The following is a 14558-nucleotide window of genomic DNA, read 5'->3' as shown; positions in this document are numbered from 1 at the left end:
GCAATGGAAGGTGGGAGCCGCGCTGTCGCGGCCAACAAGAACCCACCTCCATGATTCGTGACACCTCTGCCCAAGACCGCGTGATCGCCTCCGCCTCGCCGGGGCGCCGCCGCCTGCTGCTGGCCGGCATCGCTGTCGGCCTGGTCGCGCTGCTGGCCTTTGCCTGGCCCGCACTGCAGCGCCAGTTCTCCGCCAATGCCTCGGTCAGCGAGTCGCGACTGGGCTTTGCCGTGGTCGAGCTGGGCCCCTTCGTGCGTGACATTGCCGGCGAGGGCAAGGTCGTGGCCGCCAACAGCCCGACCCTGTATGCCGCCAACGCCGGCACCGTGACGCTGCGCGTCCATGCCGGCGACGCGGTCAAGAAGGGTCAGGTCTTGGCTGAGCTGGAAAGCCTGGAGCTCAACGCCCGGCTGGCCCAGGAACGGTCGAACGCCGACGCGATGCGGGCCGAGGTCCTGCGTGCCCAGGTCGAGGCCCGCCAGCAGCGCGCCGCCCTGCAAAGCGCCTACGAGAACGCCGGCATTGATCTGAAAACCGCGCAGAACGATCTGGCCCGTCAGACCAAGGCCTTCGAGGCCGGCGCCGCCGCCGGCATGCAGGTGGATCATGCACGCGATACGCTGGAGAAGGCCCGCGTCACCCTGGCCCATGCCGAGGCCGGCCGCGGCCTGAAGGACGACAGCCTGAAGTTCGACGTGCAGGCCAGGCAGGCGGCGTTGGACCGCCAGCTGCTGCAGGTGCAGGACCTGCAGCGCCAGGTCGCCGAGCTGGCGATACGCTCGCCGGTCGATGGCCAGGTTGGCCAGCTGTTCGTGGCCGAGCGGGCCAGTGTGGCCAAGGACGCCAAGCTGCTGTCGGTCATCGACCTGTCCGCGCTGGAGGTGCAGATGCAGGTGGCCGAGAGCTATGCCCGCGATCTCGCCATAGGCATGCCCGGCGAGATTGCCGGCAATGGCCGCTCCTGGCGCGGCCTGGTCAGCTCGGTCTCGCCCGAGGTCGTCAACAACGAGGTCGCGGCGCGGCTGCGCTTCGACGGCCAGCAGCCTGAGCAGCTGCGCCAGAACCAGCGCCTGTCGGTGCGCGTGCTGCTCGATCAGCGAGACAAGGTCTTGACCCTGCGCCGCGGCAGTTTTGCCGACGAGGGCGGTGGTGCGTTCGCCTACGTCGTGCGTGATGGCATGGCCGAGAAGACGCCGGTGCGGCTGGGCCAGCGCAGCCTGGACAAGATCGAAGTGCTGTCCGGCCTGAAGCCGGGCGACAAGGTCGTGATCTCGGGCGCCGATGCGTTTCAGGGTGCGGCGCGTGCGGCGATCAGCAATTGAGTGAGAGAGGAATCGATATGTTGAAGATGACTGCCCTATCCAAGGTCTACCGCACCGAGATGGTCGAGACCTATGCCCTGCGCGATTTCAATCTGCAGGTGAAGCAGGGCGAGTTCGTCGCCGTCACCGGCCCGTCCGGCTCCGGCAAGACGACCTTTCTGACCATCGCCGGCCTGCTCGAAGCCCACACCGGCGGCCGCTACGAGCTCGACGGCGTCGAGGTCAGCGGCCTTGGCGACGACGCCCGCTCGCGCATCCGCAACGAGAAGATCGGCTTCATCTTCCAGGCCTTTAATCTGATCCCTGATCTGAATGTGCTCGACAACATCGAGGTGCCGCTGCGCTACCGCGGCATGAAGGCGGCCGAGCGCCAGCGCCGTGCCCGCCAGGCGCTGGAGCGCGTGGGTCTGGCCGCCCGCGAGCGCCACTATCCGGCCGAGCTGTCCGGCGGTCAGCAGCAGCGGGTGGCGATTGCCCGCGCGCTGGCCGGCGAGCCGCGTCTGCTGCTGGCCGACGAGCCCACCGGCAACCTCGACAGCCAGATGGCGCGCAGCGTGATGGAGCTGCTGGAAGAGCTGCACCGCGACGGCGCCACCATCGTCATGGTCACCCACGACCCGCAGCTGGCCGCCCGCGCCCAGCGCAACGTCCATGTGATCGACGGTCAGGTTGTTGATGTGGCCGCCGAGCTGCATCTGGATCCCAGCCTGTTCCGCACGGCGGTGGTTGAATGAGACTGAGCCGCGCCTGCCTGCTGGCGGCCGCGCTGTGCGCACCGCTGCTGGCCTCCGCCGAGGACCTGCTGGAGGTCTATGCACAGGCCCGCGCCAGCGATCCCGTGCTCGCCATCGCCGCCTCGCTGCGCGGTGAGCAGAGCGAGCGGGTCACCCAGGCCCGCGCCGCGCTGCTGCCGCAATGGTCGCTGGGCGCGGCCGAGCTGCGCGGCCCGCAGGATGGCCGCGAGCACCAGCTGAGCAGCAGTCTGAGCCAGGTCTTGCTGGACCTGGGCCGCCTGCGCCAGTGGGATGCCGCGCAGAGCCTGCTCTCGGCTGAGGAGGCCCGGCTGCGCGCCGCCGAGCAGGCGCTGTGCGCCCGTGTGGCCGGTGCCTATTTCGGCGTGCTGTCGGCCCAGGCCAGCCTGGCCACAGCACAGGCCAATGAGGATGCCTTTGCCCAGCAGGTCGGCCAGTCGCAGTCCCGCTTCGAATCGGGCATCTCGGCCGCCGTTGATGTCGAGCAGGCCCGCACCTATCACGCGCTGTCGCAGGGCGCCACCTTGCAGGCCCGTGAGGCGCTGGCCGATGCCCGCGAGGCGCTGGCCCAGATCACCGGCCGCGCGCCTGGCGTTCTCAAGCCCCTGGCCGCCGAACTGCAGGCGCTGCCGCCCGAGCCGCCGGCTGCCGAGGCCTGGGTGCAGCAGGCGCTGCTGGCCAATCCTCAGCTGCAGGCCAGCCGCCACGGGCTGACCGCCAGCGAGCAGCGCATTGAGGCCGCCCGCGCCGCCCACCTGCCCACCTTGAGCCTGGGCCTGGACAGCCAGCGTCGCGGCGGCTCGGCCGTGGCGCCGCAGGACGCCGGCCGCGCCAACACCACGCTGGGCCTGCGCCTGAGCATTCCGCTTTTTGCCGGTGGCGCGACCGAGTCGCTGAAGCGTCAGGCCGTCCATCAGCGTGATGCCGCCCGCGAGGGCCTGGAGAGCGCACGCCGCGCGCTGGTGCGTGAGACGCAAGGCCAGTACCAGGCGGTGATGTCGGGCGTGGCGCTGATGCGCAGCACCCGTGCGGCCGTCGACGCCGCCACCCGCGCGCTCGCCTCCACCCGCACAGGCCAGGCGCTGGGCACGCGCACGATGACCGATCTGCTGCTGGCCATCCAGAGCCAGACCGCAGCCCAGAACGCCCACGAACAGGCGCGCCATCGCTATGTGCTCGCCAAGCTCTTGCTGCAGCAGGCTGCGGGCGCCCTGGGCGAGGCCGAGCTGTCGGCGGTCAATCTCTTGCTGAAGGACTCATGATGCTGAGCTACTACCTTGAACTGGCCCTGCGCAGCTGCCGCTCGGCCCGCGGCCTGACCGCGTTGATGGTGCTGACCATCGCCATGGGCGTGGCCGCCTGCATGACCACGCTGACGGTGTTTCATGTGCTGTCGGGCGACCCGATTCCGCACAAGAGCGGCAAGCTCTTCAATGTTCAGCTGGATGCCGAGCAGATGCGCGACTACCGGCCCGGCGAGGAGCCGACCTTCCAGCTCACACGCTTCGACGCCGAGGCCCTGCTTCGCGCGGCGCGTGGCGCCCGTCAGGTGATGATGACCGGCGGCATGGTGGCGGTTGATCCGGCGGCTTCTGCGGGCGGCAATGCACGACCCTTCATCACCGGCTCGCGCTACGCCAGCGCCGACTTCTTTGCCATGTTCGACGTGCCATTCCAGTTCGGCAGTGGCTGGAGCGCCGCCGATGACCAGGCGCAGGCCCGCGTGGCGGTGATCTCGGCCGAGCTCAATGAGCAGCTGTTCGGCGGTGCCGACAGCCGCGGCAAGACCGTACGCCTGGGCGACAAGGACCTGCGCGTGATCGGCGTGATGAAACCTTGGCGGCCGGCGCCGCACTACTTCGATCTGACCCTGGGCGCCTACAGCAAGGCCGCCGAGGTCTATGTGCCGTTCACCACCGCCATGGCGCTGCGGCTCAATGCTTCCGGCAATGTCAATTGCTGGGGCGATGGCAATGTCACCGATGTGCGCGCGCTCAACGCGCTGTGCTCATGGGTGCAGTACTGGGTCGAACTCGATGGTCCCGAGCAGGAGCGCAGCTACCGCGACTACCTGGTCAACTACTCTGACCAGCAGCGTGCCGCCGGCCGCTTCGAGCGGCCCAGCAATGTGCGGCTGCGCAACGTGATGGACTGGCTGTTCTTCAGCAAGGTCGTGCCCAGCGACATCCGCCTGCAGCTCTGGCTGGCTTTCGGCTTCCTGCTTGTCTGTCTGACCAATGCCGTCGGTCTGCTGCTGGCCAAGGCCCTGCGCCGCTCCAGCGAGATCGGTGTGCGCCGGGCCTTGGGGGCCTCGCGCCGCGCCATCTTCAGCCAATTCCTGGTCGAGGCCGGCGGCCTGGGCCTGGCCGGGGGGCTGCTGGGCCTGCTGCTGACCTGCGCCGGCCTCTGGGCCGTGCGCCAGGGCCCCAGTGCCTATGCCCAACTGGCCCAGCTCGATCTGACCATGCTGGCCACCACCCTGCTGCTTGCCCTGGCCGCCAGCCTGCTGGCCGGGCTGCTGCCCGCCTGGCGGGCCTGCCAGGTGATGCCTGCCTTGCAACTCAAGAGCAACTGATTGGAAATTAGCATGGACATCCGCCCAATCCTCTCCACGCTGAAGCGCCACAAGATCGCCGCGGGCCTGATCGTGCTGCAGATCGCGCTGACCTGTGCCATCGTAAGCAACGCGCTGTTCCTGATCAGCCAGCGGGTGAGCAGCATCAATGCGCCCACAGGCATGGCCGAGCAGGAGTTGCTGGTGCTGCAGGTCTCCGGCCTGGTACGGGTCGAGAATCCCGAGGTGCAAACCCGTGTCGATCTGCAGGCGCTGCGCGGCCTGGCCGGCGTGAAGAGCGTGGCCCTGATCAACCAGATGCCGTTCGGCGACAACTCCAACACCAGCGGTGTGCGGCTGACGCCGCAGCGCGCCGGGCGCGCCACCGGCGTTGGCGCCTACAACTCCGGCGAGGGCTGGCTGGCCACTTTGGGCCTGCGCCTGGTCGAGGGCCGCGACTTTGAGCCGGCCGAGTATGCCGAGGCGGCCACCGTGTTCAAGGACGACGAGGAGCCCAAGGTGCCGGCCGTGATCATCAACAAGGGTCTGGCCGAACACCTGTTCCCGGGCCGCTCGGCCGTCGGCCAGGAGGTCTATATCTACGGCTCGCAGCCGCAGCGGGTGGTGGGCGTGCTGGAAACCCTGCCGGCCATACGTCCCAACGGCGACGGCGATGATCGCCTGTACACGATGATGTTGCCGATCCAGTCGAGCTACCGCGGCGGCAGCTATGTGCTGCGCGTGCCGCCCGAGCAGCGCGATGCGGTGCTGAAGACGGCCGTGGCGGCGCTGGAGCAGGCCAGCGGCGGCGTCAAGCGCATCGTGCGCGAGCAGCGTCGGTTCGAGGACATGCGCCGCAAGTACTACCGCCAGGATGTCTCGATGCTCTGGCTGCTGGGCGGCGTCTGCCTGGCGCTGTTGGTCGTGACCGCGTTCGGCATCGTCGGCCTGGCCAGCTTCTGGGTGCAGCAGCGCACGCGCATGATAGGCACGCGCCGCGCTCTGGGCGCCACGCGGGGTCAGATCTTGCGCTACTTCCAGGCCGAGAACTTCCTGCTCTCCAGCCTGGGCATTGCACTGGGCATGCTGGGTGCCTACGGCCTGAGCCTGGCGCTGATGCAGCATTACGAGCTGCCGCGCCTGCCCTGGATCTATCTGCCCATCGGCGCCATCGTGCTTTGGGCGCTGGGCCAATTGGCGGTTTGGGCGCCGGCCCGCCGCGCGGCGGCCCTGCCGCCGGTGGCCGCATTGAGGAGTTGATGTGCCGGGGTCTGCTCACGCTACATTTGCCCGATGCGGACCGTACTGATTGTTGACGACAACCCCGGCGTAGGCGAGGCCCTTTCGCTGCTGCTGTCGCTGCGCGACATCCACGCGCTGTATGCGGCGAGTCCCGCCGAGGGGCTGGAGCTGCTGGCCCGGCATCCGGTCAGTCTGGTCATCCAGGACATGAATTTCACCGCCGACACCACCTCGGGCGAGGAGGGCATCGCGCTGTTTCGATCGCTGCGAGAGCGCCACCCCGACCTGCCGGTGATTCTGCTCACCGCATGGACGCGGCTGGAAAGCGCGGTCGAGCTGGTCAAGGCCGGCGCAGCCGACTATCTGGCCAAGCCCTGGAACGACAGCAAGCTGCTGGCCACGGTGGAGAATCTGCTGGAGCTGGCCGAATCGACCCACGAGGTAGTGCGCCTACGCCAGGCGCAGCGGGCGCGGCGCGAGGCACTGGCCGCGCGCTACGAGCTTGATGGCCTGGTCTATGCCTCGGATGCGATGCTGCGCACCCTGGAACTGGCCTGTCAGGTGGCGCGGTCCGAGGTACCGGTGCTGATCAGCGGGCCCAATGGCAGCGGCAAGGAGCGCATTGCCGCCATCGTCCATGCCAACTCGGGGGCGCGCAGCGGGCCTTTTGTGGCCGTCAACTGCGGCGCGCTGCCCGGCGAGCTGATCGAGGCCGAGCTGTTCGGCAGCGAGAGCGGCGCCTACACCGGCTCGAACAGGGCCCGCGAGGGCCGCTTCGAGGCGGCCGATGGCGGCACCCTGTTCCTCGACGAGATCGGCACCCTGCCGCTGGCCGGCCAGGTCAAGCTGCTGCGCGTGCTGGAGACCGGCCGCTTCGAGCGACTGGGCTCCAGCCGCACGCGCCAGACGCGGGCGCGCATCGTCAGCGCCACCAATGCCGACCTGAAGGCCATGGTGCGCGAGGGCAGCTTCCGCGAAGACCTGTTCTACCGGCTGAACGTGATCGAGGTCGCGCTGCCGGCGCTGGCCGAGCGGCTGGATGATGTGCTGCCGCTGGCCGAGTATTTTCTGGCCGGCAGCGCGCGCCTGAGCGACGCCGCCCGCGAGGCCCTGCTCGCTCACCGCTGGCCGGGCAATGTGCGCGAGCTGAAGAATGTGATGGCCCGCGCGGCTCTGCTGGCCGGCGACGAGGCGATCACGCCCGCGCTGCTGGGCCTGCCCGCAGCCGTGCCTGTCGTCGCCCGCAGCCTGGACGAACCCAGCCGCGAGACCGTGCTGGCGGCGCTGGCGCGGGCGGACGGCGTGGTCAGCCGAGCCGCGCAGTCGCTGGGTCTGTCGCGCCAGGCACTGTACCGGCGCATGGAGCGTTACGGTCTGGCCCAGGCCTGATTCAGGCGATGAACACGCTGTACTGGCGCCTGGCCCTGCTGCTGTTGGCTGCGGCGCTGGCCGGTGGGCTGATTCATGGAGGCCTCACTGTCTGGCCTCTGCCGCAGCTGCTGGCCTCGCTGCCTGGCCTCGGCTGGCAGGCGCCGACGGTGTGGAGCCTGCAGGCGGCCCTGCTGACCGCGGCCCTGCTGCTGCCGCTGCTGCTGTGGACGGCCGCCCTGGTGATGGCGCCGCTGGGCCGCCTGCTGCGTGCGCTGGAGGGCTCGGTGCTGAGCTACCGCGACGGCGACTACAGCATGTCGATCGCGCCCCAGCAGGCCGGCGAACTGAGCCGGCTGGTGCGCCTGCACAGCGAACTGGGCCATGCGCTGCGCGAACAGCGCCAGCACCTCGCCCAGCGCGAGCTGCTGCTCGACACCGTGGTGCAGAACACGCCTGTCGCGCTGCTGCTGACCGACGCGCAAGATCGCGTGGCGATTGCCAACCTCGCCGCACGCCAGTTGCTGGGCGATGGCCGCAGCCTGGTCGGCGCCGACTTCAACGAGCTGCTGGCCCAGGCGCCGGAGGCCATGCAGCGCGCGCTGGCCGCCGGCGACGACTGCCTGTTCAGTCTGACCCTGGATGGCGCCGAGGAGACCTTCCATCTGTCGCAGCGCAGCTTCCGGCTGCAGGGCCGGCCACACCGGCTGCACCTGATTCGCCGCATGACGCGCGAGCTGTCGCGTCAGGAGGTGGCGACCTGGAAGCGGGTGATACGGGTGATCAGCCACGAGCTGAACAACTCGCTGGCACCGATTTCCTCGCTGGCCCACAGCGGCGCCGAGCTGATCAGGCGCGGCGATGCCGAGCGCGCCGGCCGCGTGTTTGCCAGCATCGGTGAGCGTGCCGCCCATCTGCATGGTTTTCTGGACGGCTATGCCCGCTTTGCCAAGCTGCCCGCGCCCAGGCCGGCGCCGGTGGACTGGCCGGCGTTTCTGGACGGCCTGGCCGCCCATTGCGAGTTCCGGCTGCTGGGTGAGGTGCCCGCCGGACCGGCCCGCTTCGATGCGGCGCAGATCGAGCAGGCGCTGATCAATCTGCTGAAGAACGCCCGCGAGGCGACTGCTGGCCCGCAAGAGGTGACGCTGACGGTGAACCTGAGCCGCCCGGAGTTGCGTTTCGAGGTCGCCGACCGCGGCCCCGGCATGAGCGAGGCGGTGCTGGCCCAGGCGCTGCTGCCCTTCTACTCGACCAAGCGCTCCGGCACCGGCCTGGGCCTGGCGCTGGCGCGCGAGATCGTCGAGGCCCATGGCGGACGCATTGCGCTGGCCAACCGGCCCGGCGGCGGGCTGCAGGTCAGCCTGAGCCTGCCGGTGTCCGACAGTCCCTAGACCAGGGCCTGAATCGAGCTGCGCAGGGCCTGCCACAGCGGTCGGGCGAGCACCCAGTCGCCCTGGTCGGCCCGCGTCTCCAGAGCGCGAGCCAGGGCGGCAGCCTCGCCGTGCCCCAGGCTCTCCAGCACACTCTTCAGGCTGTGGGCCAGGCGCCGCAGAGCCTGGGAATCGCCGTGTTCGCAGGCCAGATCTCCGGTCCTCACATCGTGTACGAACTGCTGCAGGCAGCTGGCGCGGAAGGCCTCGTACAGCGCCGTATTGCCGCCGAAGTGGCTTTCCACAACCGTGGGCGTCTGCACCATGGCTGCGACCGCGCCGGCCGGCCAGTCCGGCATTGCCTCCAGCACGCAGGCTTCCAGATCCATGATCGAGCAGGGCTTGGCCAGCATGCGCCAGACATCCAGCGCCTGGAGCTGCAACCGCACCGCCGGCAGCAGGCCGGCGCTGAATACCGCCAGCCGCGCCGCGCCGCGCAACGCCGGCTCGCGCTGCAACTGCGCCAGCAGGTCGAGACCGGAGCGATCGGGCAGCATCAGATCGGTGATCAGCAGCGCCACCGGCGCGCGCGCCAACTCGGCCAGCGCGTCGGCGACGCTGTCGCAGGTCAGCAGCGTGATGGGCAGCTCCTCCAATGCCAGCTGCACGAAGCGCTGCAGCGAGGGGTCGTCCTCGACCAGCAGCACGCGCGGCAGCGGCATGCTCAGGCACCCGCCTGCTTCAGGGCCAGTTCGAGCAGCGGTGGCAGGTCGGTCACCAGACGCGGCTTGTGCACCACCGCCACGCCGGCCAAGGCAAAGGCATAGGGCGCGCGTTGCGCCTCGTCCAGCGAAGTGACGACGATCAGCCGGCTGTGCGCGAACTGCGGCTGCGAGCGCAGGCTGGTGATCAGGGTGGCGCCGTCGATACCGGGCAGCAGGATGTCGACGATCAGCACCTGTGGCTGCAATTGGCCGTACATCGCCAGGCCGACGATGCCGTCGTTGGCCAGGTGCAGCTCGACAGCGGGGAAATGCTGCTTGAGCAGCAAGGTGGTCAGGTTTTGGTAGTGGACCGAGTCCTCGATCAACAGTACCCGCTGGGGCGCAGCCCTGCCGTGGGGGCGCGGCGTGGCAATTTCACGCGCGGCGGCGTGCGGCACCGAATGTTGGTTCAGCCAGGCCTGCACCGAGGCCCGGGCGATACGGCGGTGACCGCCCGGCGTTTTCCAGGCGGACAGCTCACCGCGGTCCACCATCAGCTGGACCGAGCGCACGGCCAGGCCCAGCATCCGGGCCACTTCCATGGTGCTGTAGTCATCGCCGACGGCAGAGCCGGCTGGTGTGTTGTGATCGGGCATATGCGCAATTTTGCCGAATTTTCAGCCCGTTTGAAGCGGCAAATATGATTTGTTGAAATGATATATATGATAATTCAGCCAAGCGCCCGGTATTCCGGGTTGCACCGGAGCCCCGATGATGAAGAAGATTGTGGTGGTCGATGACCACGCCGACATCCGCCGCCTGATACGCATGACCCTGGAGTTCGAGGATTACGAGGTGCATGAGGCGGCCGATGGCGAATCGGCGCTGCGGCTGACGCGCGAGCTGCGCCCGGACCTGCTGCTGTTGGACGTGATGATGCCCGGCGCGCTCGATGGCCTGCAGGTCTGCGCGGCGATCCGCGCCGACGCCGATCTGAGTCATGTGCATGTGATGTTGCTCAGTGCCCGGGGCCAGGCCCGCGACCGCGAAGCCGGCATGCAGGCAGGTGCCCATGCCTATCTCGTCAAGCCGTTCAGCCCCTTGCAGCTGATCGACCAGATTGCGGCCCAGTGGGCCGCAGGATGAGGCCCCGCATCATGCAGCTTGAGCCGTCGTCCCCCGCCCTTGCGGTCGAGAGCAATCGCTTCGACGATGCCGCTTCCGAGCAGATGGAATGCATCATTGCCGACCTGGGTCGCATGTACCAGGAGCGCAACGAGGCGCTGCGCGAGGTCGAGCGGGCCCATCACGATGCGCTGCTGCGCCTGTCGCTGGCGGCCGACTTCCGCGATGACGACACCGGCGTTCACATCATGCGCATTGCCTTCCTGGCCGAGGCCCTGGCGCTGCGGCTGGGCGAGCCGGCTCGGTTTGCCCGGATGCTGCGCAAGGCTGCGCCGATGCACGATATCGGCAAGATCGGTGTGCCCGACTATGTGCTGAAGAAGCCCGGCAGCTACACCGCCGCCGAGCGCGCGGTGATGAATCAGCATCCGGAGATGGGTGCCAAGATCCTCGGCAAGTCGCGCATACCGCTGTTCCAGCTCGCTGCCGAGGTGGCGATGACGCACCACGAGTGCTGGGATGGTGGCGGCTACCCCAAGGGGCTGGTCGGCGCCGAGATTCCGCTCAGCGGCCGCATCGTCGCCGTGGTCGACTTCTTCGATGCACTGACGATGGACCGCTGCTACCGCAAGGCCTTCGACGACGAGGTGGCACTGACGATGCTGCTGGAGCAGCGCGGCGTCGCGTTCGATCCGCGGGTGGTTGATGTGTTCGTCGAGCACCTGCCGGAGATGGTTGCGATACGCGAGCGCATCAATCAACAACGCCCCAGCTTCGAATCGCTGGTTGACCGGACCTGACACCCATGAAGAACTGGAACAAGAAGCACTGCCTGAGCCTGCTGGCCGCCCTTTGGCTGACCCAGGTCTCGATCCAGGCGCAGGCCGGCCCGGTGGCCGAGCGGGTGCGTGCCAGCGCCACGCTGAAGGTCTGCATCTGGCCCGACTACTACGGCGTCACCTTTCGTCACCCGCGCACCCAGCAGCTCGGCGGCATCGACATCGAGCTCTCGGCCGACCTGGCCCGTGACCTCAAGGTCAAGCTGCAGTACGTGGAGTCCTCGTTCACGCGCCTGATCGGCGATCTGAAGACCGAGCGCTGCGATGTGGCCATGTTCGCCGTCGGCGTGCTGCCGCAGCGTGCGGCCCAGCTGAGCTTCAGCCAGCCCTATCTGCAGAGCGACATCTATGGCGTCACCACCCGCTCCAGCCGCACGGTGCGTCAGTGGAGTGACATCGACCAGCCCGGGGTCGTCGTCGGCGTGCAGGCCGGCACCTTCATGGAGCCGGTGATGACGCAAAACCTGAAGGCCGCCACCGTGGCCGTGGTGCGCCCGCCGGCCACGCGCGAGCGCGAGCTGGAGGGTGGCCGCATCGACGTCTTCATGACCGACTACCCCTACAGCCGGCGTCTGCTGGACAACGCCGACTGGGCCAAGCTGATCGCGCCGCCACAGCCCTTTTTCGTGTTGCCCTATGCCTATGCGGTGAAGCAGGGCGATGCCGAGTGGTTGGGCCAGATCGATGACTTCGTCGCCCGCATCAAGCGCGATGGCCGGCTGCTGGCCGCGGCCAAGCGCAACGGCCTGGCCGAGATCGTCGTCAACTGATGAACCGTCGCGACACCGGGGCCTTCGGCTGGTACAGCATGCTGACGCTGGTCGCGGCGCTGGCGCTGGCCTGCGCCGTGCTGGCGGCAGTTGTCACCTTCGTCTGGTTGGAGCGACGCGAGGCCCTGGAGTCGGCCCGGGAACGCAGCGAATTGCTGGCACGGGTGCTGGAAGACCACGTGACCCGCACCGTCGACGCGGCCGGCACAGCCATGGGCACGCTCGCCGAAGCGGTGGCCCTGCAGCCGGAGCTCAATGCCGCTCGCTTGCAGCCCCAGCTGGCCCATGCCCTGGTGGGCATGCCCTTTCTGCGTGGCGTAGCGCTGCTGAACCTGCGAGGTGAGGTGCTGGCCAGTTCGGCGCCGTCCGAAGTCGGTCTGGTTGTCGATATGGGCGGCCTGGGACCGATTCCCGCGGCCGGCACGGAGCGGCTGCAGGCCCTGTTGCCCGGGCGTGGCCTGCGCGACCTGAGCCGGCCACGGCCGGCGGCGATGGCACGCAACGTCCATGTCCTGCCCTTGCTGCGCCACCTCAGCATGCCCGATGGCCGCCCCCTGCTGCTGCTCGGCCTGATCAATCCCGATGCCCTGGCCAACTATCAGCAGACCGTGCTATCCGGACTCGAGGGCGCGGCCTTGCTGACCGGCTATGACGCCCAGTTGCTGACGGCGACCGAGGCCTTGAACCTGCCCGCAGGAGACCGGCTTCGCGAGCATCCGGTGTTCCTCGACTGGCTGCCCGACCGCGAGCATGGTGTCTACGAGGGCCGGGGCGCCATGCCCGGTGCTCAGGTGGTGGCGTTCCGGGTCTCGCGCACCCGGCCGCTGGTGGTCATCGTCGAGCAGGACCGTGCCGTGGTGCTGGCTCGGCTGAACGGTGTGCTCGGCGGTGTGGTGATCGCTGGAGTGGCGGCCCTGCTGGTGATTGCTGCCGCCACCGCCGTGATACGGCGCAGCCTGCGTGCCCGCGAACGCAGCAGCGCGCAGCTGGACGCCGCGCATGAGCAGGTGGCCCTGCGCGAGCGCGAGCTCAGCGTGCTGATGAAGAGCGTGCAGGAGCTGATCTTTCGTGCCGACACTGCTGGCGCCATCAGCTTCGTCAACGCCCGCTGGAGTGCTATCAGCGCCGACGGAGCGGACCACGCCCTGGGCCGCAAGCTTCAAGACCTGGTGGACCCGGCCGACCGAGCCGCCGTGGCCGGCTTGTTCAACATCGGCGATGGCCGAGGGGTGCGCCAGGCCGAGGCCTCGGTGCCCGGCCGTGATGGCGAGCCGCGGCGTTTCGACTTTGCCGTCGTGCCCTTGCGCAGCCAGGGCCAGATCGTTGGTTTCGCCGGCAGCGCCGTCGATGTGACCGAGCGCTTCGTCGCCCGCCAGCGCCTGCAACACCAACTGGCCTTCACCGGCCTGCTGCTGGAGATGAGTCCGCTGCCGGTGTCGATGTTCGATGCCCAGCTGAAGTATGTGACTGTCAACCAGGCCTGGGAGGAGTTCACCGGCCGTGACCGGGCCGAGGTGATAGGCAGGCAGGTGGGCTATTTCACCCCCCGGGACGAGGCGGCCCAGCATGAACCGCAGGATGCCAGGCTGCTGCGCGACGGCGGCCGCGTGCGCTACGAGACCCAGGTCCGGCACCGCGACGGTTCACGCCGCGACATGCTGATCACCAAGGTCGCCGTGCCCGATGAGCAGGGTGGTATCGCCGGCATCCTGTGCACCCTGATGGACGTCAGCGAGTTCCGCGACGCCGAGCGCGCTACCCGCGAGGCCCGCGATGTGGCGGAGGAGGCCTCGCGTGCCAAGTCCGAGTTCATCGCCAACATCAGCCATGAGCTGCGCACGCCGCTGCAGACGATTCTCGGCTTCTCGGAACTGGGCCTGGTGCGCGGCCGCGATCAACCCAAGCTGGCAGGAATGTTCGGTGACATCCATGCCTCCGGCCAGCGCATGCTGGCCCTGGTCAATGACCTGCTGGATGTGGCCAAGATCGAGAGCCCGGTGGGCACCTTCGATCTGGAGCGCTGCGATCTGCGCGGTCTGCTGCAGGAGACCCTGCGCGAGCTGGACCCCCTGCTTGCCCGCAAGCGCCTGCGCCCCAGGCTGACCCTGCCCGGCTGGCCGCTCAGTGCCCGAGTGGACCCGCTGCGCTTCCAGCAGGTGCTGCGCAACGTGCTGGCCAATGCGATCAAGTTCTCGCCCGAGGATGGGCCGCTGGAACTGACCGGGGAGCTGACCGCGGACGGCGAGATCCACCTCAGCATCGCCGACCGCGGCCCTGGCATTCCCGAGGCCGAGGTGGGCAAGATCTTCGAAGCCTTTGTGCAATCCAGCCAGACCAAGGACGGCTCCGGCGGCACCGGCCTGGGCCTGGCGATTTGTCGCAAGATCGTCGAGATCCACGGCGGGCGCATCCATGCGGAGAACCGCCCCGGCGGCGGCGCCGTGTTCCATGTCTTCGTGCCCGCCAAGGTGTCGGGCGACACCCAGATCGATGAGTCGATGTGAGTGGCCCT

At 68.8% G+C, this 14558-nt stretch carries 13 protein-coding genes; 11 read left to right on the top strand and 2 right to left on the bottom strand.

Annotated features, from left to right (window positions below):
• The first annotated feature begins 50 nt into the window (after nucleotides 1-50).
• The 7 genes from DES47_RS22400 to DES47_RS22370 are packed head-to-tail and all read left to right on the top strand — an operon-like array spanning nucleotide 51 to nucleotide 8629.
• Entirely contained in the window at nucleotides 51-1322 is a 1272-nt protein-coding gene (locus DES47_RS22400; RefSeq protein WP_133702993.1) for an efflux RND transporter periplasmic adaptor subunit, read from the top strand.
• Between the two features lie 17 nt (nucleotides 1323-1339).
• Entirely contained in the window at nucleotides 1340-2056 is a 717-nt protein-coding gene (locus DES47_RS22395) for an ABC transporter ATP-binding protein (protein ID WP_133702992.1), read from the top strand.
• Nucleotides 2053-3336 (top strand): TolC family outer membrane protein, encoded by a 1284-nt coding sequence (locus DES47_RS22390; RefSeq protein WP_133702991.1) that lies wholly within the window; start codon nucleotides 2053-2055, stop codon nucleotides 3334-3336. Before DES47_RS22395 ends, DES47_RS22390 begins: the two co-directional genes overlap by 4 nt.
• Nucleotides 3333-4649, top strand: a complete 1317-nt coding sequence (locus tag DES47_RS22385) for an ABC transporter permease (protein ID WP_208115086.1) — start codon at nucleotides 3333-3335, stop codon at nucleotides 4647-4649. Before DES47_RS22390 ends, DES47_RS22385 begins: the two co-directional genes overlap by 4 nt.
• 12 nt (nucleotides 4650-4661) lie before the next feature.
• A complete protein-coding gene (locus DES47_RS22380) occupies nucleotides 4662-5888 on the top strand; it encodes an ABC transporter permease (protein WP_133702990.1) in 1227 nt (408 codons plus the stop codon).
• A 33-nt stretch (nucleotides 5889-5921) separates the two neighbouring features.
• A complete protein-coding gene (locus DES47_RS22375; protein WP_133702989.1) occupies nucleotides 5922-7259 on the top strand; it encodes a sigma-54-dependent transcriptional regulator in 1338 nt (445 codons plus the stop codon).
• 8 nt (nucleotides 7260-7267) lie between these two features.
• Nucleotides 7268-8629: a sensor histidine kinase gene (locus DES47_RS22370; protein WP_208115085.1), complete on the top strand. Its 1362-nt coding sequence runs from the start codon at nucleotides 7268-7270 to the stop codon at nucleotides 8627-8629.
• On the opposite strand, the gene DES47_RS22365 is transcribed toward DES47_RS22370, so the two are convergent.
• Both DES47_RS22365 and DES47_RS22360 read right to left on the bottom strand, forming a co-directional pair.
• Nucleotides 8626-9330, bottom strand: coding sequence for a response regulator (locus DES47_RS22365; protein ID WP_133702987.1), 705 nt, complete (start codon nucleotides 9328-9330; stop codon nucleotides 8626-8628). The two genes, DES47_RS22370 and DES47_RS22365, sit on opposite strands and share 4 nt — an antisense overlap.
• A 2-nt stretch (nucleotides 9331-9332) precedes the next feature.
• Nucleotides 9333-9968, bottom strand: coding sequence for a helix-turn-helix domain-containing protein (locus tag DES47_RS22360; RefSeq protein WP_133702986.1), 636 nt, complete (start codon nucleotides 9966-9968; stop codon nucleotides 9333-9335).
• 118 nt (nucleotides 9969-10086) lie between these two features.
• Between DES47_RS22360 and DES47_RS22355 the strand changes: the two genes are divergently transcribed.
• The 4 genes from DES47_RS22355 to DES47_RS22340 are packed head-to-tail and all read left to right on the top strand — an operon-like array spanning nucleotide 10087 to nucleotide 14550.
• The gene (locus DES47_RS22355) at nucleotides 10087-10458 is read left to right on the top strand and encodes a response regulator transcription factor (protein ID WP_133703065.1); all 372 of its coding nucleotides are present in this window, start codon (nucleotides 10087-10089) and stop codon (nucleotides 10456-10458) included.
• A gap of 11 nt (nucleotides 10459-10469) precedes the next feature.
• Nucleotides 10470-11237 carry an HD-GYP domain-containing protein gene (locus DES47_RS22350; RefSeq protein WP_243748427.1) on the top strand — a complete coding sequence of 256 codons (768 nt, stop codon included), beginning with the start codon at nucleotides 10470-10472 and terminating at the stop codon, nucleotides 11235-11237.
• Nucleotides 11238-11242: 5 nt separating this feature from the next.
• Complete coding sequence (locus DES47_RS22345; protein ID WP_133702985.1) at nucleotides 11243-12046, top strand: ABC transporter substrate-binding protein; 804 nt, start codon at nucleotides 11243-11245, stop codon at nucleotides 12044-12046.
• Nucleotides 12046-14550 carry a cache domain-containing sensor histidine kinase gene (locus DES47_RS22340; protein ID WP_243748426.1) on the top strand — a complete coding sequence of 835 codons (2505 nt, stop codon included), beginning with the start codon at nucleotides 12046-12048 and terminating at the stop codon, nucleotides 14548-14550. Before DES47_RS22345 ends, DES47_RS22340 begins: the two co-directional genes overlap by 1 nt.
• The last annotated feature ends 8 nt before the right edge of the window (nucleotides 14551-14558 follow it).

Source organism: Roseateles toxinivorans (assembly GCF_004362525.1).
Lineage (GTDB): Bacteria > Pseudomonadota > Gammaproteobacteria > Burkholderiales > Burkholderiaceae_C > Paucibacter > Paucibacter toxinivorans.
The sequence above is the reverse complement of the archived record's forward strand: the minus strand, read 5'-3'. Positions and strand labels throughout refer to the sequence as shown.

Coding starts and splice junctions, on each gene's coding strand:
- DES47_RS22395 (WP_133702992.1), top strand. CDS start 1,340: ATGTTGAAGATGACTGCCCTATCCAAGGTCTACCGCACCGAGATGGTC.
- DES47_RS22340 (WP_243748426.1), top strand. CDS start 12,046: ATGAACCGTCGCGACACCGGGGCCTTCGGCTGGTACAGCATGCTGACG.
- DES47_RS22370 (WP_208115085.1), top strand. CDS start 7,268: ATGAACACGCTGTACTGGCGCCTGGCCCTGCTGCTGTTGGCTGCGGCG.
- DES47_RS22360 (WP_133702986.1), bottom strand. CDS start 9,968: ATGCCCGATCACAACACACCAGCCGGCTCTGCCGTCGGCGATGACTAC.
- DES47_RS22400 (WP_133702993.1), top strand. CDS start 51: ATGATTCGTGACACCTCTGCCCAAGACCGCGTGATCGCCTCCGCCTCG.
- DES47_RS22380 (WP_133702990.1), top strand. CDS start 4,662: ATGGACATCCGCCCAATCCTCTCCACGCTGAAGCGCCACAAGATCGCC.
- DES47_RS22390 (WP_133702991.1), top strand. CDS start 2,053: ATGAGACTGAGCCGCGCCTGCCTGCTGGCGGCCGCGCTGTGCGCACCG.
- DES47_RS22385 (WP_208115086.1), top strand. CDS start 3,333: ATGATGCTGAGCTACTACCTTGAACTGGCCCTGCGCAGCTGCCGCTCG.
- DES47_RS22365 (WP_133702987.1), bottom strand. CDS start 9,330: ATGCCGCTGCCGCGCGTGCTGCTGGTCGAGGACGACCCCTCGCTGCAG.
- DES47_RS22350 (WP_243748427.1), top strand. CDS start 10,470: ATGCAGCTTGAGCCGTCGTCCCCCGCCCTTGCGGTCGAGAGCAATCGC.
- DES47_RS22345 (WP_133702985.1), top strand. CDS start 11,243: ATGAAGAACTGGAACAAGAAGCACTGCCTGAGCCTGCTGGCCGCCCTT.
- DES47_RS22375 (WP_133702989.1), top strand. CDS start 5,922: ATGCGGACCGTACTGATTGTTGACGACAACCCCGGCGTAGGCGAGGCC.
- DES47_RS22355 (WP_133703065.1), top strand. CDS start 10,087: ATGAAGAAGATTGTGGTGGTCGATGACCACGCCGACATCCGCCGCCTG.